General features: G+C 44.5%; 27 protein-coding genes and 2 pseudogenes. 4 read left to right on the top strand and 25 right to left on the bottom strand.

What is annotated here, in order from left to right:
* Nucleotides 1-214, top strand: a pseudogene (locus tag L5M17_RS22255) (IS30 family transposase); the annotation flags it as partial.
* A gap of 378 nt (nt 215-592) precedes the next feature.
* Nucleotides 593-862 (top strand): annotated as a pseudogene (locus tag L5M17_RS22250) (tyrosine-type recombinase/integrase); the annotation flags it as partial.
* A gap of 199 nt (nt 863-1,061) precedes the next feature.
* Here the strand turns inward: L5M17_RS22250 and L5M17_RS22245 are convergent.
* The 7 genes from L5M17_RS22245 to L5M17_RS22215 all read right to left on the bottom strand — a co-directional run bounded on the left by L5M17_RS22245 (nt 1,062) and on the right by L5M17_RS22215 (nt 5,361).
* Complete coding sequence (locus L5M17_RS22245) at nt 1,062-1,673, bottom strand: DUF1524 domain-containing protein (protein ID WP_254803683.1); 612 nt, start codon at nt 1,671-1,673, stop codon at nt 1,062-1,064.
* A 10-nt stretch (nt 1,674-1,683) separates the two neighbouring features.
* A complete protein-coding gene (locus L5M17_RS22240) occupies nt 1,684-1,992 on the bottom strand; it encodes a hypothetical protein (RefSeq protein ID WP_208660757.1) in 309 nt (102 codons plus the stop codon).
* A gap of 22 nt (nt 1,993-2,014) precedes the next feature.
* Nucleotides 2,015-2,911 (bottom strand): hypothetical protein, encoded by an 897-nt coding sequence (locus tag L5M17_RS22235; protein WP_208660758.1) that lies wholly within the window; start codon nt 2,909-2,911, stop codon nt 2,015-2,017.
* Nucleotides 2,912-2,921: 10 nt separating this feature from the next.
* Entirely contained in the window at nt 2,922-3,569 is a 648-nt protein-coding gene (locus L5M17_RS22230; protein WP_259483845.1) for a recombinase RecT, read from the bottom strand.
* A 13-nt stretch (nt 3,570-3,582) separates the two neighbouring features.
* Nucleotides 3,583-4,305, bottom strand: coding sequence for a recombinase RecT (locus tag L5M17_RS22225; RefSeq protein ID WP_011711518.1), 723 nt, complete (start codon nt 4,303-4,305; stop codon nt 3,583-3,585).
* 77 nt (nt 4,306-4,382) lie between these two features.
* Entirely contained in the window at nt 4,383-4,646 is a 264-nt protein-coding gene (locus tag L5M17_RS22220; RefSeq protein WP_259563902.1) for a hypothetical protein, read from the bottom strand.
* A gap of 13 nt (nt 4,647-4,659) precedes the next feature.
* Nucleotides 4,660-5,361, bottom strand: a complete 702-nt coding sequence (locus L5M17_RS22215) for a hypothetical protein (RefSeq protein ID WP_259563903.1) — start codon at nt 5,359-5,361, stop codon at nt 4,660-4,662.
* A 71-nt stretch (nt 5,362-5,432) separates the two neighbouring features.
* Here L5M17_RS22215 and L5M17_RS22210 point away from each other — a divergent pair, with 71 nt between their 5' ends.
* Nucleotides 5,433-5,963, top strand: a complete 531-nt coding sequence (locus tag L5M17_RS22210; RefSeq protein ID WP_086903608.1) for a lytic transglycosylase domain-containing protein — start codon at nt 5,433-5,435, stop codon at nt 5,961-5,963.
* An 82-nt stretch (nt 5,964-6,045) separates the two neighbouring features.
* Here L5M17_RS22210 and L5M17_RS22205 read toward each other — a convergent pair whose 3' ends face one another.
* The 4 genes from L5M17_RS22205 to L5M17_RS22190 all read right to left on the bottom strand — a co-directional run bounded on the left by L5M17_RS22205 (nt 6,046) and on the right by L5M17_RS22190 (nt 8,895).
* Nucleotides 6,046-7,149 carry an RNA-guided endonuclease InsQ/TnpB family protein gene (locus L5M17_RS22205; RefSeq protein ID WP_088212906.1) on the bottom strand — a complete coding sequence of 368 codons (1,104 nt, stop codon included), beginning with the start codon at nt 7,147-7,149 and terminating at the stop codon, nt 6,046-6,048.
* Nucleotides 7,150-7,301: 152 nt separating this feature from the next.
* Nucleotides 7,302-7,817, bottom strand: coding sequence for a hypothetical protein (locus L5M17_RS22200; protein ID WP_140907544.1), 516 nt, complete (start codon nt 7,815-7,817; stop codon nt 7,302-7,304).
* 2 nt (nt 7,818-7,819) lie between these two features.
* Nucleotides 7,820-8,284: a metal-dependent hydrolase gene (locus tag L5M17_RS22195; RefSeq protein ID WP_037429945.1), complete on the bottom strand. Its 465-nt coding sequence runs from the start codon at nt 8,282-8,284 to the stop codon at nt 7,820-7,822.
* Nucleotides 8,281-8,895 (bottom strand): hypothetical protein, encoded by a 615-nt coding sequence (locus L5M17_RS22190; protein ID WP_259216092.1) that lies wholly within the window; start codon nt 8,893-8,895, stop codon nt 8,281-8,283. Before L5M17_RS22190 ends, L5M17_RS22195 begins: the two co-directional genes overlap by 4 nt.
* A gap of 288 nt (nt 8,896-9,183) precedes the next feature.
* Between L5M17_RS22190 and L5M17_RS22185 the strand changes: the two genes are divergently transcribed.
* A complete protein-coding gene (locus tag L5M17_RS22185; protein WP_263149201.1) occupies nt 9,184-9,837 on the top strand; it encodes a hypothetical protein in 654 nt (217 codons plus the stop codon).
* Nucleotides 9,838-9,902: 65 nt separating this feature from the next.
* On the opposite strand, the gene L5M17_RS22180 is transcribed toward L5M17_RS22185, so the two are convergent.
* The 14 genes from L5M17_RS22180 to L5M17_RS22115 all read right to left on the bottom strand — a co-directional run.
* A complete protein-coding gene (locus tag L5M17_RS22180) occupies nt 9,903-10,403 on the bottom strand; it encodes a hypothetical protein (RefSeq protein WP_226060185.1) in 501 nt (166 codons plus the stop codon).
* A 91-nt stretch (nt 10,404-10,494) separates the two neighbouring features.
* Entirely contained in the window at nt 10,495-10,932 is a 438-nt protein-coding gene (locus tag L5M17_RS22175; protein WP_037429953.1) for a hypothetical protein, read from the bottom strand.
* Between the two features lie 69 nt (nt 10,933-11,001).
* The gene (locus L5M17_RS22170; RefSeq protein WP_037429954.1) at nt 11,002-11,226 is read right to left on the bottom strand and encodes a 2Fe-2S iron-sulfur cluster-binding protein; all 225 of its coding nucleotides are present in this window, start codon (nt 11,224-11,226) and stop codon (nt 11,002-11,004) included.
* A gap of 512 nt (nt 11,227-11,738) precedes the next feature.
* A complete protein-coding gene (locus L5M17_RS22165) occupies nt 11,739-12,167 on the bottom strand; it encodes a hypothetical protein (protein ID WP_088212897.1) in 429 nt (142 codons plus the stop codon).
* A 101-nt stretch (nt 12,168-12,268) separates the two neighbouring features.
* Complete coding sequence (locus L5M17_RS22160; RefSeq protein WP_140907541.1) at nt 12,269-13,642, bottom strand: DNA cytosine methyltransferase; 1,374 nt, start codon at nt 13,640-13,642, stop codon at nt 12,269-12,271.
* A 128-nt stretch (nt 13,643-13,770) separates the two neighbouring features.
* On the bottom strand, nt 13,771-14,058 hold the full coding sequence (locus tag L5M17_RS22155; protein WP_140907540.1) for a hypothetical protein: 288 nt from the start codon (nt 14,056-14,058) through the stop codon (nt 13,771-13,773).
* 121 nt (nt 14,059-14,179) lie between these two features.
* Nucleotides 14,180-14,614, bottom strand: coding sequence for a hypothetical protein (locus L5M17_RS22150; RefSeq protein ID WP_263149197.1), 435 nt, complete (start codon nt 14,612-14,614; stop codon nt 14,180-14,182).
* Between the two features lie 111 nt (nt 14,615-14,725).
* A complete protein-coding gene (locus L5M17_RS22145) occupies nt 14,726-15,091 on the bottom strand; it encodes a hypothetical protein (RefSeq protein WP_011711534.1) in 366 nt (121 codons plus the stop codon).
* 39 nt (nt 15,092-15,130) lie between these two features.
* Entirely contained in the window at nt 15,131-15,334 is a 204-nt protein-coding gene (locus L5M17_RS22140; protein WP_263149195.1) for a hypothetical protein, read from the bottom strand.
* Between the two features lie 263 nt (nt 15,335-15,597).
* Nucleotides 15,598-16,029 carry a hypothetical protein gene (locus tag L5M17_RS22135; RefSeq protein ID WP_263149194.1) on the bottom strand — a complete coding sequence of 144 codons (432 nt, stop codon included), beginning with the start codon at nt 16,027-16,029 and terminating at the stop codon, nt 15,598-15,600.
* Between the two features lie 327 nt (nt 16,030-16,356).
* On the bottom strand, nt 16,357-16,659 hold the full coding sequence (locus L5M17_RS22130) for a hypothetical protein (RefSeq protein WP_140907539.1): 303 nt from the start codon (nt 16,657-16,659) through the stop codon (nt 16,357-16,359).
* Between the two features lie 145 nt (nt 16,660-16,804).
* Nucleotides 16,805-17,824 carry a toprim domain-containing protein gene (locus L5M17_RS22125; protein WP_086904913.1) on the bottom strand — a complete coding sequence of 340 codons (1,020 nt, stop codon included), beginning with the start codon at nt 17,822-17,824 and terminating at the stop codon, nt 16,805-16,807.
* Between the two features lie 189 nt (nt 17,825-18,013).
* Nucleotides 18,014-18,394 carry a hypothetical protein gene (locus L5M17_RS22120; protein WP_263149192.1) on the bottom strand — a complete coding sequence of 127 codons (381 nt, stop codon included), beginning with the start codon at nt 18,392-18,394 and terminating at the stop codon, nt 18,014-18,016.
* Between the two features lie 33 nt (nt 18,395-18,427).
* Nucleotides 18,428-18,666 (bottom strand): integrase core domain-containing protein (locus tag L5M17_RS22115; RefSeq protein ID WP_263148774.1); only part of this gene is annotated, 239 nt, incomplete at its 5' end.

Raw genomic sequence — 18,666 nt, 5'->3', positions numbered from 1 at the left:
GCAGGTGTATTTTGCGCACCCTTATCGTTCTTGTGAACGTGGTGCGAATGAAAACGCCAATGGATTACTGCGGCAGTACGTCAAAAAAGGGGTTGATTTGAGGCTAGTGAGTAATGAATTAATCGAATTTGCTCAGAATAGAATTAACTATCGACCCAAAAAGTGTTTGAAGTTTAAGCAGCCTGCGGTGGTGTTTCACCAGTTAGCTGCTTAATTGTCGAGTGTCGCACTTCGGAGTTGAATTCGGGATCAGATGAGTTTACAGCTTGAACCTCTTCATCTAGCTCTCTCAAAAAATCTACTAACGACACAAAACTTCCTCAATAGCCATAACAGTTATTATGTAGACCTCTCAGTAACATCCGAAAGGCAAAACAAATTTATACCTATGAGTTTACTGAAGATCAATAACTTAAGAAGCTAGTTAAGGACTTAATTTACATTTAATTTACGACATTACTGAGACTTCTCAGTAATGTCTCCACCCCAAAACGGGGTAATATTATTAATATCAATGTCTTATCTTGGTTTAGCCTCCTTATCATCAGGTGTTACTGAGAAGTCTCAGTAACACACTCGATAATCAACAAAGCATCCAGTGGATGGATATGTTTGCCGCCATCACTTGCATTGGACGTCCCTAACAAAGAAATTAAGGAGCGCTGTTATACGGTCATGTGTTCAGAAACACGTTACCGCACACACATTCAGGCACTCTTTCGCAACGCAGCTTTTAAAAGCGGGAACAGACATTCGTACAGTTCAAGAGCTGTTAGGGCATACGGATTTGAAGACAACTCAAATATATACACATGTCATCGGTCAACATTCATCAGGGACAATTAGCCCTATAGACCGATAATTTCGTTTTAAATAAACCGGGCTTCATGTCCGGTTTTGCGGTAAAAGCGGTCATTCGCATGCGGATTGTGTTGAGGTGCTGAATCTCTGCTTTTCGCTCAAAGCCGACCTATAGAGTAATTACGTTAACACGTTTTGGGGCATAAACGATTTAGAAAAGGCAGTACAGCGATGTGAGCGCTGCCTTTCAGTATGATCCTTTAATACTCAGTATCAAACTTAACTTGGTGAAAAGTATTACTCTCCAACAAGTTTGACCACGTTTCCCCCCTTTGACACTGAGCTACCAGCGCCAGCGCCCGTGGTTCTTCTTTAGTGAAATATTTTAGATGATACGTTTTCATGATCCGGTAAAATCGCAAGATATACTGACACTGATTGGTGGGCGGTAACCACTCGGTGATCCCCGCAGATCCTTTTTCTTTATTCAATCCCTTTTCGACTACCTGCAGATTTCTCACATCGTTTGCGAACATCTCACGCTGATAGCGATCCCAATATTTACCGCCTCGGGCATGGGCATAGCCAAGCGGTACAGTGTGATCCACATCGAGCGCAAAGGGATCGAGATAGATTTGCCCCGTCCAAGGTGACACCCATCTTCCCCGAGTCACGGTTTTACCATCACGGCTAAAACTTGGTTTAACCGTGGATTGTGTAGCGAGTAAGTCGTGGCGCGTATTGAGACCATTGCCATCCAGATCACTCCAATGCGGGTAATCTTCACGGTGATACTTCAGGTCGGCCGCAGCCAAACCGTTAGTAATGGACAAGGAAAGCATAAGTAATGCGAGTGAACTCAGCCTGGTCATACTAGGCGCCTTATTGGTTAAACAGTGATTGAACAACAAATGGGTCCGGCTCAAGCTCAAAATCATCCCCCTTCATGGTAGCCGTGCCGCTTAGGCACACGATTTTGTGGCATGAATCGCAGATACCGATTCCACGATAGAGAATGTCACTCTCTACGAGATGAATACTGCCCCTAACTAATTCATCCTTAAATTCTTCACCACACTTACACTCCATCTTAAACTCACTGACAATCTTTCCACTGCCTAGCGTTAGCGGGAATTGGCTCGCAAATGGCTGATGCTGCCCCATATACACTTTGATTTGCTTTGCGTTCACGTTGACCTCTCTTGATGTCCAATCACTCTGACAGATACTTCCAACGAAGCAATTTTTTACCTTTTAGAATGAGTTCTACATCGTACAAACCAGAGTCTCTTAAACCCGCCAAACCCTGTAACGTGTTCCCCATAATTTCTTTTGTCTGGTTCGATTTCACCACAGTCCCAATCGCCACGACTCTGCGCTGTAAGGCGCTAACTTTGCTCAGCACTTCATAGGCTGTCGGCATCTTGGCCAGCACGTCGATATTTGGCAAAGGAGCCATCACCGGCACCCGAATATCAACCGAGGGCAAATGACGCAGTGCAGCGAGTGATCGCCCTGCAGATGCTTTACGCGCATTCAGACTTGGGGTTAACTTGGGCGATAATGGCTCCCCATCCTCTGCCACGTCCAAAATGAGATAACCGCTATTTGATTCCTCAAACATCGCAGACGTGACTTGCTCTTGGCCCACAAACCATGCAATCAATTTGGTGCAAACATGGAAGCTCTCACAGTGATGCGTGGTTAATACACTTAACTTTCCCTGATCTTTAACCAGCGTAAAAATCTGGCTAGTACCGCTTTCTACAATCCAATCACCGGCACAGATTTCCGGCATCGACTTCAGTATCTCTAATGGCTCACTCACTTTAGTCGCTGGGAGCGGCAACGTCCCTTCTTGTAAGAAGTAAGCCCCTAACTGAATAAAATGCTGAGTCCACACCGCGAATCGATTTTGAATGACCTCCCACACGGAGTTGTTGTCACGCAGGATCACTTCTAGCGCTTTCACGCCTTGATTAACCGAATTAGTGGCAATGGTTATCGAGTCATGTTCAACATACGCCTCAACGGTGAAAGTAGATGTCACGTTAGACGCAATCGTGAAGGGTGTTTTTAAACGGGTTGTCGGCTTTACTTGTAATTCCATTTTTCGCCTCTTAAGCCGCTTCTGACCATGCTTTTTCGGAAAGTCTCACTGTTTTAGCTAAGATCATCCCTACAAAAAATTCATTCCAAGCTCTTGTGGCCACCTGACGATGTTCAAAGGTCGTCATGAGATCATCAAAGGTGAAATGTGTTACGCACACACCGCCACCAGCGAGCTCTGCTACACAATAGGCACCGCGGATATTTCCACGATTCTTGCTAAATGGGTCATATTGGTGGCGAGGTGGAGTAAAAGAGTCAATCCACTGAAAATCATCGGCTTCATACACAATCACAGGTCGTGCAGAACGGATGATCCCCGCCTTTGCCGCCGCGTCACGGTAACCACGGTATGTCCAGCACAGTTGCACCCCTAACCAACCACTATCGTAGTAAGCCCCTAACAGAATAGATGCCTGCTTGCGGTTCGGATTGAGGCTGATTTGTGCTTGTGTCAACTCAGTCATGACATCAAAAACGCTATGAATATTTACCCAGCCAATTTGGGATGGATTGAGCATTAACAGGCGCTGCAACTGAGCAAATAAAATGTTTAGCTCCGAGTACGGAAAATTGTTATTAGGGTATGCAGTATCAAATTCGACACAGAGATGTTGAACGTAGTGTGCGGCATCTGCCGAGGTGTATCTGGTACTCATAAAAACCTCTGGTTTAGTCAAATAGTGCATCGAAACGACATGCTGATGTTTCTACCACGCCAGCAGCCATAAACTTTGTTTTCTTGGTCGGTGCTTCAATTTTGCGGATTGGCCTTAACGCCTCACAATGCGCCGTAAGGGTGTTATAAAAGCCGTCAAATGCAGTGATCGCGACATGGTTTAATAGGCGCCAAAGCGCTTGCTTCTTTACCATTTCATCGACGTAGATTGATTGCCAAACCTCTGAGCCGTTCTCAGCTACAGATTCCAGTTCAATTTGGTCAATCTCAAAGGACACGTATTCGCCTGATGGCAATAGCGCTGAAGCAATACCGCCACGCAATTCGCCACGTTTAGGTGATAAGCCAACCAAGCTGACCAGTGGCATTCTGTCGTTAAAAACTCGAATAGAGTCCCCTTCTCGAATGGCCCATGCCTGATATGCTTGAATTTCACCCGATTGCAGCGCTAAATCCAGACCGCCGATATAGGTCAGTTTGGTTTCAATCTGACCTTCGTCATTCAGCGCCAAATACAGCAGATTTTCACCTGGGCTCCATGACAAGCCTGTCGCAGCGTAAACACTGAGCATGTAGGCTTCTAACTGGTCTCTGGGAAGGTCAAAACCCGATTCATCGATAACATACTGAATATGCATTTTTTCGATGTTTATCTCAGGAACGGTCACTTGCCGATTGTTGGCTATAGCTAACTGTATGTACTGACTCGCTTTCATAACGTAATCGCTTTGTTTTTACTGTTATGAGTATTAAGCCACACACTTTTTTTCTGGCAAATTTTTGGAATATTTCTTTATAAACAAGCCACTTGATTTGTGGTTGTCGCGGCGATCATGGTGTGCATCCATGAAAACTGGCTGACTGAACAGGCTTCAAATCCCACAATCTGACCTCTTTCACGACATAATTTCACCAGTCGTCCTCGGTCAATTAGGTACACAATTGCTGGTATTTTCGCTTCCGGCAAAAATTCTGAGATATAGGTCGCAGGGATTCGGTTGGACGTTAGATTTTCTAAAACGATGTAAAGGTCATTGATATGCAAAACTGACAGCATAGGTACTCCTTAACTACTCTCTGCCAAATTTGATTTTCTCGGAGGATGTCAGTTGGTTCCAACCTATCATTTTGGCCATGGGAAGGGGCTCTGCATCTACGAGATACTTACGCTGATTACGTTGTTCGGAGTTCACTTCATTGTCTTGGCCTGGCTTCTGTATAGTGGTAATGCTCGTGAGTGGAATAGTGCCAAAAATTGACTCTCTTTCGTAGAATAAGCAGCTTACGTGAGCCTTGCTGTCCTCTTTAATTCCGCCAGTGGTCTCAGCCATATACCCGTCAATAACGACAGCGCAGTCAGGGTAATCAGTAAACACGAGGCTGATTTTAAATTTTGTATCGTCGGCAAGGTAAGTGGTCACCCCATCGAATTGCACAGTCAAATTCGACTTGGCCACAGGATTGGCTGCAGCCAATGTGTCGAGTGAGCGAATAGAAACATTGACAGGATCAGTTAACAACGCGTTGTCTGCATTACTCGCCAGTTTGTACCACAAGATAAATCTATCGACACCGCCGGAATACATAAAATACGCAAGGACAGATACCGACACCACGGAGACAATTACCGGATCAAGACCTCTCCGTTTTCGAGAGTTATCCGCAAGCGATTTGTTTTTTAGCTTGTTTTTAAGCGAATCTAAAAAACTGAATTTGTTGGCTTTAATATTCTTAACCAATGATTCCAAAATCGTTGCGCCGCTGAATGCCATTCGAATGCTTCTCTAATAAATATCTCGTGTTATACTCGCCGATATTACACACTTTTTTAAACACAAACAACATGTCAACTATTGCAGATTTGAACGACACTTACTTAAGTAATGGCTATCGAGTACCCCAGCAGGAACTTGAGTTTTGTATTGCTAAAGCTGCTCGGCCTATCGACCCAGACTTATTACTCGCGGTACTGGTTGCTGAGGGCGGCAGACGTGGGGCGATTGTTCAGAATAAGAATGGTTCGTTTGATCTGGGCGTTGGTCAAATCAACACGATTCAGTATACGGAGACATGGTTTAAGTCGCGCTACCCTGATTGGCGTCAAGTGGCCCAGGATACGTGTACTGGCGTTGCTGCTGCCGCTGACGTATTGCTGCGCCGTATGTCAGAATTGAACGTAGGTCAGTCGGTGTGGGAGGCGGTTGGTCATTACAACTCTAAAACTGCCACGGTAAAAATCCAATACTTACAGAATGTAATGCAGATTTATACCAGACTTTCACAGAACAAGGGGACTGAATATCGTCCTTGGATGACCATTACCCACAAGCAAAAGCACTTCTTTACTTGGAGTAATAGAGAATCAGAGCGCTAATTGACTGCTCCCCTCCCTAAAGGAAGGGGATTCTTGTTTCAAGGCGTTATGCCCGAAGTTCATTAGAACAATCGGGACTTACTTACGCTCCACAAGCTAACACCGCTTGCCCAGCGGCTTTGATATTAATAGCGGCATTGGTATCACGGTCTAAGCGCGCTTCACACGCTGGACAAGTCCAATGCCTTATATGTAACGGTAGAGAATCAACTACGTGACCACAGCAATTACAACGCTTACTAGACGGATACCACTTGTCAATCTGGACAAGTGTTCTGCCGCGCCATTCTGCTTTGTACTCAAGATGCCTAACCATTTCGCCCCAATTGGCGTCACCAATGGCCTTAGCAAGTCGCGGATTCTTGACCATGTTTTTAACGCTCAAACTCTCACAGCTAATCACTTGGTTTTCGTTTATCAACGTAGTGGTGAGTTTGTGGGTAAAGTCGCGGCGGCAGTCGGCAATCTTCGCCTGAATGCGAGCAACTTTGATTCTGGCTTTGTGGAAGTTGGCAGTTCCTTTCTTCTTCTTGGAAAGGCGGCGTTGCGCCTGAGCCAATTTCTTCTCGTACTTTGCAGTATGGCGGGGATTGCCAGATTTAAACCCGTCAGCGGTAATCACAAGGTCGGTCAAACCCAAATCAATACCCGTTGTCTTTTTGGTAACAGGCAGTGGTTTAGGCTCGAAGCGGCAAAGCATAGACACGAAGTAGCGGCCTGCACTGTCTTTCGAGATAGTGACGGTAGTTGGTTCGCTAGGAAGTTCACGCGACCAGCGAATATCAAGCGGCTGTTTGGACTTGGCAATGTAGATATTGCCATCTTTGAACTTAAACGCCGACTTCGTGAATTCTGCGCTTTGCTTGCTGCGCTTCTTCTTAAAGGCTGGATACTTCGCCCTTCCTTCAAAGAAGTTCTTAAACGCAGTTTGTTGATGGCGCAAAGATTGTTGGAGCGGTACACACGACACGCTGTTAAGCCATTCAAACTCAGTTTGCTTCTTGAGTTCGGTCAGCTTAGAGCTTGCCGTGTTGTAGTTAACCTTTTTGCTTTCGTTGTAGAAAGCGTCGGTACGCCATTTAAGGATCGCGTTGTAAACGAAACGCACACAGCCGAAAGTCTGCGCAAGCAATTGAGCCTGTTCAGTCGTTGGGTAAAAGCGTTGTTTAATAGCGATCTCTTTCATAGTTCACAAGAATACAGTTGTTTTTGTGAAAGTAAATATTAACATTAACCAATCGGGTAGTTTTTGCTCCTTCGGAGCAACCGCTATCCCTCCTCGCCCTAGAAGGACGGGGTTTCTCGCGGGATTTAGATGAAAGTAAGAGATTAAATAATTTAGACTGAAGACGTGATGTGATGCAGGCTATTTACTAAGTTAGTGATTAAAAATTTCAATTTTAGCAGACTTGCCCCACCCCAGAAATCAGCACAACTTGCGCACGTTACGACACCAGTGGCGAGTGATACACGAATAGAATCACGAATGTGCTTAGCTTTGAAATTCACCATTGCATTCCATTCCGGCGTACATTTCACCGAATCCGAGCTAAACATTAACGCTAAACGTAGCTCAGCCGCAGGGTATTCATCGTTCCAAAATTTTTCGTTGAAGTAATTACCGTTAACCCCGACTTCTAATCGAGTGTCACCGGCGACAAACTCAAGATGCGAGTCGTGCTGAATTACAAAGACTGAGCGATTCAGTAGTTGCTCCAACACAACAGTGATCATAGCTTTGACATCTTTTGGCGTCGCAGAATCAACAATCTCAGAAAATCTTGAATCTCTGAGAGTTTTCTCTTCGCGAGCTCTAAACATCATCACTACGTTTTGCGCACCAGAACTTCCCATCTTCAATACATCCATCTTAAAAATAAAATAATACCAACACTTGCTACTACTGCATGATTTAGCCCAATTCGTTGCGCTCTACCCAATGGCCAAAATGGTCTAATTCCGGCCGGAGTCACCGCGTCCCCAAGTAAATGACTTAAATAGCCAATGACTAGGGCTTGCGATGCGATAGAGTCAGCTTGATGGCTGGCTAAAAGCCAGACCATTAGCCCAACAGCCCACAATGAGTGAGTGATACCACGATGTGAGAAGAGCGAAAGAATCGTTGATATTGGTTTAATCCTTCTTCCCAATTTCGACTCAGGATGATCTATGTCAGGTAATAACGACGCTATCGCCACCACGGGTAACATCAAACACGCATCTACAACACCGATTACTGTCTCAGGGGCATAGGAGTTGACGATAGCAGCGTAAACGCCCCAACAACCCACTCCTAGGCCCACATGAGCAGCATATCTCATTGGGTCACAACTTCCGCAGCTGTCACATTTCCCACAGTCGGAGAAGGTTTCACTAACGCTTCAACTTCTGAATAGGCCTTTTGCGAGCGCTCGTCAAAGCTGCGCTCGTTTAGTTCAATCATACGCTCCAGCTTGTCGTAAGGCAGGTGTAACAGCATATACACTACGTACAGCCCGTTATCGACGCGAACTTGGGTGTTAACGTGGTTATAGCCAACGACTTTTGCACGATTTACTAGCTTAACAATTGTTTCATCATTCAACTGATTAGTGCGACCATTGCGCACTTCAGTGTTTTGACGCTCACGACCAGAAACTTCCTGCGATACTGTCTTAGCAATCGCGTATTCCGCATTTAAGTTCGCAATATTGCGAGCGGCCATCAAGTTATCAGCACGGCCCATTGCCGTCGCGTAAACGCCATCACCATTCGAAGCAGGAGGGTTTAAGAACCACTCAGGCGCCTCTTCAATAGCGTCGTTCATTTGTTCATTTTTTTGTTCTACTAGCTCTTGTTGTGCTTCGACATAATCAGAAACAGGGTTTGAGCTGCAAGCAGACAGAGCTAAAACAGATAATGCTACGGTTGTTAATTTGTGTTGAGTTTTCATCTAGTAATTCCTTGTTTGTTAAAGTTTACGACCAGAATCATTTCATCACAGTTCTAAAACGTGGCAAATTTTGCTGCATTATCTTGTTAAATCAGTTGGTTATAATATTATTTTTACAAACTTGGTGACGTGCATCAAAAAAATATCTACCCAATAACGAGAATAATACAGGATAACAAAAAATTGGGTAGATATTTTTTGTTAAAACTTGGTCAGTGCTTCTAAATTTGCGAAAAAAATTTTCTGTGAGATAAAGTTCACATAACAAATTTACATCTTGAGGTATGCATGTCGCGCATTACGATTCACCCACTATTTTCCGAATTGGCAGTGGAGTTAGGCTGCAACAGTGCGCCGAGTCGTTTGGTGTTCTTGGAGGTACATTTAAGATTAATTGGTCTCGCGCCAGAACAGGTCAATAAAGAGCATTTAAAGCAACTGATTAAGCTCCTATTTGACGAAGAGATTAACCTGCACCCTCACCATTCAGACTTGGCCTTAGTCTCAATACCAGGCATTGCAGAGCCATACCCAATACTCTCTGCTCGAGGCTACAACCGGTTGTATAAATCGGATAAAGCTGGGGAATTCCGCGTCAAAGCCATTTCCAAAGGGGAAGAGTTCACTACAGCTAACATTGATGCCATGAGCAAGCCTGAGCAATATCACGTTGCGCACAATGCGGAACTGGAAGGGTTTGCCGCCGTGTACAGTGAGAATAGCAATCTGCTGTTAACGGGGGTTATTTCAGTGGATGAAGTAGAAGATGTGCTCCACCGATTCCACCGCTGCAGTTTGTCGTTGGCAGAAGTCGGCGCAGGCCTCGCGTTTAATCGCTTATTCAAGGTCAATCGTGCATTTAAAATGTCACCCGCCACCAGCGCCTTTGCGGGTTGGTTTTCGATGGCAAGAGCCGCGTTAAAGACCGTTTATTCAAATTAACTAGCCAAAAAATCCAAAAAAAAACGACGAAGGGATGCCGTAGCATTCCAACGTCGTTTTACACTTTAGTGCAGATCTTGCTTGATTAAATCCACCATCAGTTTATTGCCTGCATACTGAAAATAATCGAGCCAACCTGCCACTGAAAACGATTCAAAACTGGGAGTGTTCCATAGTCCCCAGATATTTAAATCGCATCCACGCTTAATAATATCCTCCAACTGACCGTGCGGTTTCCGGTGAACAATATTAAGCATTTTTTCAATTGAGATCGGTTCTATCGATGATTTCCCGTCATCAATTGAGATTAAATAAGGGCTTGTGGGGTAACCTGCATTGTGCCAAAAGCTCACATATACAGGGTTTACGCCAAGTCCCACAGGGATTAACACCGAACCGCCTTCGCGCAGCTGCCACAAGAACTGCTTGATACCTTTGTCAGCAAACCTTGTAAGCGTTTCGAGATCGACCTTTAAATCATCTTTATAGACAATCGGCAGGTTTAATCGATTCGATTCAGATGTCATAGAAGCGAAAACAGTATTAATTTCTGATTCGTAATTCATGGTGCTCACTCCAAAATTTAAATGGGTGAACGCCCTAGGGTCGTTTCACCCTAGGGTCTTTGTAACGGCGTAACCGTTTTACATTGTTAAGTTAAAAAATCGAGATTATCGAGATTGCAAAACCTATGGTGCCAAGAACAAGACCTATTGCGCCCATTCGCATAGAAATACGAATGTTTAAGTCTTGATGATCCCAAAAATGTTTGAAAATCTCTAACTGCGTCGAATCAGTCACCTTTAAATTGACAGGATTAGTATGCAGCTTTAATCCCAACTGCTGAATCCCGTCGTAATCTATCGCTATCTGATTCTTCGTTAGTGAAAGATTTCCCGAATTACCCATTGCATAGCGCAGGATCCAGAACCCATTGTCGAGGTTTTGGATCGTAACTGGCTTTTTACGCATAAATCGCTTAGTAAGCACTTGACGGCGAGAAGGACTACTGACGATGTTATAATTGCACATTCGAACAATCCCCATACCACCTTCGTCTTCCTCTGTTAATCGAATAACTTTATCTACTTGCATAACTCACTCCGAATGGATTAAGAGTGAGCAACCCACAAGGGTGATTGCTCACCCAAGGGGTAATAGAAATTAAACTTCTAAGGTCACGTCAGTATGTGCTATTGCACAACACACAAGCACATGACCGGCTTTGACGCTAACTGGCTCTTCTTTATAGCTTACAACTCCATTAACTAATTTGGTGCTGCAAGCCCCGCAGTAACCGCTTCGGCATTCAGTAAAAACAGAAATACCTTTAACTTCAAGCTGCAAAAGAAGAGTGGAGTTATTATCTGACTCAATTGATATAAGCATGACTTGCTCCTTTTAAAGTAAGCCACACCCGTCGGGTAAGGTCTTACCCGATAGTTATTAATCGTGACTAAAGATCGTTGATGAAACAGATGTGCCGGTTGTATTCCGATTGGTACGTAAGCTCGTCAGGGGCGTTGACGTAAACCACGTCCCCTTCGGTGTAAGTGCATAACATGAGAGATTGAGGGTTAACCCATAATCCTTGGTACTCGTCGCAATACTTCCGCTCCCATCCACTCTTAAGTGAGGACTCAAAGTTTAATGAGCCGCCGAACGGCCAGAAATCTCTGACCATCGTAGACCCATACATACTTAACTCCGGTTTTGCTCTGCCCTTTTGGATACGCTTCTTAATGAGTCGGCGTAACCATCGTTTCTGAGCAATCTCCTTACTTGAGATATATTTCTGACCTGTTTTTCTGAACCAATACAGGTCGCCATCGATACTTTTTAACGACTCATTCAGTTCGTTAATGTTTAACAATGACGTTTTCTTGTTTGCATGAGAGTTATTAAACATGTGCTAATCTCCCTGCGTTTTGACCGAAGCTCACAATCCCGTTCCAGCTAACTTCTTCAGTGAGTGGCAATGGAATGGCTTGAGGTTTCGAAGACATTGCATAGCAGAACTCAATAAGCCCGATGTCATCACGGCTAATTGACTTCAATGACGTTGGTTTTGCTTTCGCAATACGGAAGCCCCAGAAGCACAAATTCATGAGTTCTAGTTCATCCTGAATCTCAAACGGAAGTAGGTTCCCTTCGAGTTTCACGGTCTCAACAGCTGCAAGTCTCACGTCGCCTGATTGTTTTATCACATATAAACCAATGTGATAAACATAGAGCTTAGGGCGACGGTCAATTTCAATCCCCTGTAAAGTGGCATAGGCCACGATTTTTTTAGTGCTTGTTTCCCAGGCACCTACTACTAAATTTTCCATATCTCACTCCAAATTTAAAAAATGCCCGTAAGGCATAAACAAAAAAAGGGGGAGTTATGGCCCGGAGGGGCAAACTCACCCCCAAGGGTTAAATTTTGATGTTAAGCTGCAACTGCAGTATTAACGGTATTGGTTAAAAGCGTTGTTCCTACTGATTGCATCAAGTCTTTAAAAGCTGGGTATATCACCGATTGCCCAAGGATTTGATGCGCCAGTGTGTCAGACAATCCCTGAATGACTTCAACGGGGATCCCCTTCACGCGGCAATGCTCAACCGGTGTGAACAATCTTGATAACGCGGAGTCAACTGGATTGATGATGAATGGCTCAGTGCTACGGCATTTCGCGTAGTCCTTGCCTATCACACCACAGCCATCGGAATCTGCTGTCAATAACTGACGAGCAAACCCCTTACCTGCCGCTTTATCGCGCTCTTCCTTCGCCGCCAGATAATCAAACGGCTTGTACCTGTCGCTATCGTCCGGCACCGCATCCAAAATATGCCCTAGACTGGGCTCTGGAAAGCGAGAAGGCATAAGTGAATAGATGTCAAACTCTGACATATCAATTCCCGACGACAGAGCGACAACGGCTAAGCGTTTACGACGTTCTAAAACCCAGCGGCCACCATCTAATGTGGTTTCGTGGAGGTTGTACCCCAACGAACCCAGCACAGACCTGATGACTGTCATTGATGAAGTATTGGCGTATTCGACCACATTTTCTATCAAGATAATCGCCGGATTTAACACTTGCGCGAACTGAAGAAACGAGAAGAACAAAGCGCCTGCCGAATCGTGAGATTCTGCGAACTGGAGCTTCAGTTTACTTCGACCGCTTTTTGATGCGCCGACGCAAGGGATACCTCCTACTAGCACATCGACCTCCATATTGCATTGCTGCAAGTTCACATCTTGAACCGGAGACTCAATCACAATAGAACTGCTATCCCACAACTCTGGATTGTTGGTCAGGCTCGAATCGAGGTACTGGGACTCTAGCTCAACAGCGACAGCTATTTTGCTGGAGATCCCCGCCGACTCTAATCCATGATGGACAGCCTTATCTAACACGCCACCGCCATGGAATAACGAGGCCACTTTCAATGACTCACCATTTTGCAGGCGTGACATTAATCGTGATTCCCGACTCTTAACCCGCTCAGATTGATGATGCGCTGAGATAATGATTACCCCTGCTTTAATCAACACTCTGAGTTTGCTAATGCCTTCAAAAACCTCTGTAATCGCTTTACAGGTTAAATCGATAATGGGTGTGATATTACCGTTTTTACTGCGACGGCTTACGGTGTACTTACCCTGTTCATCTGCCGCTAAGCGGATTTCATTTCCGTTTGCGTGAATAGTGTAATTTCGACCTGCATCCCACCCTTCTCGTGATAGCTTGGAACCCTCGACCCACACGCGAGCGCGGCCTTTGGAATCTCCAATTTTAGTATTAATGATTGTTGCCATGTGACTCACTCCATAAATGCCCGTAAGGCATAAAACAAAAAAGGGTGAGCTATGGCCCTAGGGGACATTACTCACCCCAAGGGTTAAATTTTGATGTTAAGCTGCAATGGCAGCATTAACTGTCTAGGTTAAATTGCTAGTGAAGCTAAAAAGCGGTATATCGCGCTAAAGACGATAGATATAACTGCCACTTTGAGGATGTAATTGAAGTTGAAACTTGCCTTAACAAGCTGATTCAATAGCACATACGAATTAACGACCCCAATTAAAACGATTAAATCCTCTTTGGTCGCATTAAAAAGCAGTACATATCCAAAAAGCCCAGTTATTAAAAAAGAAGCATCGAGAATCGCAAAAAAACGCTGCTCTCGACGATCTATAATCTCGCTTTTACTGCCACCTTCTAATTTACTCATAGCGTGTCCTCACTACTGATTAAAGGTACACGCAGCCCAAAGGCACTTGTGTACCCTTGGGGGTTAAATATCGACTACAAAGGCTCTTTCACTAAGCGGCGCTGGGCTCGCTTGAAAGGTGTCAAACCATTGTTGTTTCGAATTTACGCATTTCGGCTTGAATCAATTTAAGATTTTCATAAATCGAAGCGGCTAATAATGCAGTGCGGGAGGCATTCTGATGAAACTCGAATATCCTGTCTTGATTGACCACCTTCTCTGCATCTTGAAGATGCTCCGAAGATGCCCAATTCATAAGGGATATGTAATCATCAAAGTCTGCTCTCATTATGATGTTGTTCAGGTTCTGGATTGAATTAACTAATCCAAAACCTGTCAGGTTTTCTATATCATCTACAACGATGACTTGAGACCCTTTTACATAAAGGATGTCTTCCATCCCCTTGTAAAACAGCACGATTGTTTGACGCTTTTGGTTTATCAATACGTCCAAATGTGGTGCCGTCAAAGCCACAAGTTGTTTTGCTTCTTTGAAACTGATTTTCTGTAATTGCATGACTCACTCCAAAATTTTAGAAATGCCCGTAAGGCATTAAAATAAAAGGGTGAGTCTGCCCCATGGGGACAAAACTCACCCCCAAGGGTTTAAAAATCAAATTCGATAAGGTTACAGCACTTCCTGTACTCGCAAATAGAGGTCTCTAACGCGATTTTTAGGTATGGTACCGATGATCACTTGTTTGCCATCTTTGACAAAGTATTCCGGTGTCACAGGAACCCAGCGAGTTCTTCCGAGGCAAAATTTTGTATCTTTGTCTAATTTTTCCATCTCGTGACTTCTAAAAGTGAGCTCTCCCCGGTGGTTTTCGTCCACTCGTTGACTTGTGCCGTAAGCCAAGCGCAACTGTGTACCAGACGGGTCTGCATCAACAACTAAAACAGGACGGAATTTGGGGCCTGGCCGATTAGGATGTTCATCCGAAGGGAACCAGGCAAATAGAATGACCCCAACTAGGGCCGTAGGGTTACTCATAGGAACCTCGACCTAGTTGTAGGAAATAATTTGATTGAATTATGGTTTGCTGAATACCCCATTTCTCGCTAAGAAATCCTCAATGGACTCTCCTGCGATCGATGGCGAACAGTCACTCTGCATTCCTGCTGAAACGAAACGTAGAACCAATTGCTCAGTTGTAATACCGAGCTGAGAAGCTTTGGCCTCCAATTCTGCAAGAAGAGTGTCACGATCATCAAATCGAATTGTGATTGATGGCATGTTAGATACTCGTATAAAAAGTTTACTTGAGCATCGTAGCACGTTCTGTTGTAACATGAATATTCTCCTGTGGAACAACTAAACATAATTAGCTAACTCAAAAGATTCTTGAGCCATTTTCAGTGAAGTGGCATCAATCACCCTTGCTGAGTTCTCACCATCACAAATGAATTTTTTCATAGCGGATACCTATAAAGTTAATTAAAGGGAATCCGCCCTAGGGCAAAATTCCCTAGGGATGGTTAATCTATGTTGATTTATATTTATGCGGCTTCTCGAATGTAAGCACCAGAAGTCCAAGCGCTTGTCGCGATTCGGACTTCATATTGCTCACTTAACTCATCGAAAAGTTTTGTACTTGCAGAAGCATGATGGAAAAGAGCCAAAGGATTAAATTCCCAAGGTTCTGACCAATTCGCTTCTTTGATTTGTACGCTGATAGCGATGTAGCTACACCAGCTGGTTAACAGCACTTTATAAAAGCCGTTTTCAACGATAATTTCTCCATCTCTAGTGCGAACATTAAATGTTGGCTCAGTGAATGATTTCGGTAAAAGAGACTGAACTGTCTTTTTTACGTTCTCAATAAACCACTGAGTCTCGTCGTGCAACTCCCAAGGTTCCCAAGCTTCATCAAATGGTAATTCGATATGTACGGTACTTGCGTTTGCTAGACAAAAATGACCTGCGCCCATAACTCACTCCTAAAAATTAATTAGTAAAAAAGTAAAATGGTGCGCAGGCCTTGAGGCTATGCACACCTCAAGGGTTTTGGCTTTAAGCGGTACTTAAAGCATTGTTAGACCTTAACGTAGGTTCGACGGGCTTTCGCCAATACATGACCGCAGTACAAGAATCATCAAGTACATTAGTCATGCAAAATCCAACTGTATTTAAAGTAGTCGATTTACGACGGTCTTAAACAAGGTTGGAAGGGTTGCTCGGTTAGCACTGAGGCCGTTACCGAGTAGCCATCAAAGTTGGCCACTCGGTAACGGCCCCGCGTTGGCAGGGCTTTGGAATTAACTATCAAAGGGAACCCTGATAGTGATACCTGCGGGGGGTGACTTCCGGCTAAGAACGTATCCAAGCACTTCACCGCAATCGGTGTGAGAGCTTGTGATCATTCGCTCACCGTCTGTCTCAATGAACCGCCATACGCTACAGGATTCCTCCTTTTTCACGCTGGGGTGCAGGTAGTTTTTTCCGTTGATGTGGATTTCTTCTCCTGTAGATTTCTTGCTCGGTTTCGGCTGAAACTCAAGGAAAAAGCTCACTTCATCAACGTAGTTCGTTGGGCAGTTTGGAAAGCCGTTTTGACTCATATTCACTCCATTAGTTTATAGAGTGAGGGCTTCCCATTGAGGGCTTTCGCCCTCGCTGTGTGTGGTATTTAGGTGTTCATCTCAAAGTAGACTGTTATTAATCCACTTTAAAATGAACACCTTTTGTAAGGTATTCATTTACGACTCAAGCCGCTGTCGGTTTTGATAGTTGATTGTATTCATCAAGCCAATCAATGCCTTTCGAACCCGCTGGTATTGCTTGCTTGGGGAAAAATACCCGAGCCTCAACACCATGCGATTCTAACCGCTTCCTGAGATTTTCCGCTGCCGCCTGACCTGCGCCAGAAACGTCTTTATCAGCAAAAATGCTGACTCGTTTTACACTCGATGGAATGTGAACAGCTTCTAACAATCTATCGCTGTAACACGCCCACGTCGGTAAACCGGACATCTCTCGCACTGCCAGAGCAGTCTCAATGCCTTCAGCAACAGCCAAGTGTTCCCCAGGATGATAATCAAGGCGGATAGCTCCACCTCTTATATCACCTGGTGGCGACATAATTTTTTTTACGTCTTCCACATTGGCCTTATTACCTTCGGGTGTCAGGTAGATCCGGTGCAATGTCAGGGGCTTGCCTTCTTTATCGAAATAAACGCCTAACATCGCTGGAGTCCAGCTTTTCACCAATTTCCCATCGACATTGCTGACGTTCAGACACGATTTAATTCCGCGCAGTGTATTGGGTAAGTCAGATACATCTAAACCGCGTTTAGACAGATAAGCCTTCACATAATCAGCTTCCATTGCGTGAACGGATTTTGACCACACCTTGCGTAATGACTCGGTACGTTTTGCAACATCTTCCGGAGGTAATGTGTACTCGGCAGGTTTGCTAGAACCCGATGCCACGTACTCAGAATCTAATTTCAGATTAGCCAAACGACTGATTTCATCGCAGGCCTTCATCTTCGGTAGATCAAGTACGTATGCCACCGTATCTATCACATCCATGTAACCAACCCCGTTGAGGTAAGTTGAACCATTGGATGCAATTCGAAACACGGTTGTCCCACTCCCCGTCCGAGGATCAGGTACTTGAGATGGTTTCTTGCGTAGCGCTTCGCTGAGCGCCGGAATTTTGCCGTAAATATCTAACGGATTAACGCTAGACCGAATAGCTTGGATTTTTTGTATTGCGTCCATAAATGCTCCTTTACTCAGGGGATCTTTGATACCCACTAACTAGAGAACGCATCAAAGATCCCCCGAGGGAAATCTAGGACGAACACACAGAGAGAGCGATTGCAGGGAAGCAATCAAACTGCGTATTCATGCGCTAAATGGCGCACTTCTCCCTAGAGGGGAAGTACGCCCCTCTAGGGATTTAAAGTGTTAAATGTGTTGCTTAAGCAACTGCATTAACTGTTTCGGTAACTCGTTGACGTGGTCGATACAGGCTACTTTAAGGTCTTTAAAACCAGTAAACCTTACGTCCACCTGACCAATGATGACAGGCAAAACCACAACGCCATGCTGAGCTAACCAATCGAGAGAACCAACCACTTCCTGCGGAACGTCCGGTTGACCATCGGTAATCACAAACATCACCTTTTTTTGCGATGACTGTAAAATGAGCTTGCTGCCCATTTCCATCATCGCACTTCCAGTACTTGTGCCGCCGAGCTCTACATATGGCAAAACCGAAGGAGTCTTCTTCAGAGCAAAACCTTTTAGCTCCAGATAAAAATCACCAAACAACGATAATGACGTCAAAACACCACTCTGTTTTTCAAGAGTTTGTAGTGGTCAAGTAAAATTGGCCACGATTTTAGAGTCATTCCAATATAAACGTTCTGACTCATTTGGCGTTAACCCACCATTATATTGATGGGGTCTGGTCTCACTGTAATATCCAGTGATGTAATTTGTGATCTCTTTATCTGCTTCTGTAAAATTCCCATAACCATTGGCGGGTATCCACTCAGATTTCAAACTTCTAAAGAAACGCTCCATTGGTGCGTTATCCCAACAATTCCCGCGGCGAC

Origin of the sequence: Shewanella sp. SW24 (assembly GCF_025653395.1) — a bacterium.
Taxonomy (GTDB): domain Bacteria; phylum Pseudomonadota; class Gammaproteobacteria; order Enterobacterales; family Shewanellaceae; genus Shewanella; species Shewanella oncorhynchi.
The sequence above is the reverse complement of the archived record's forward strand: the minus strand, read 5'-3'. Positions and strand labels throughout refer to the sequence as shown.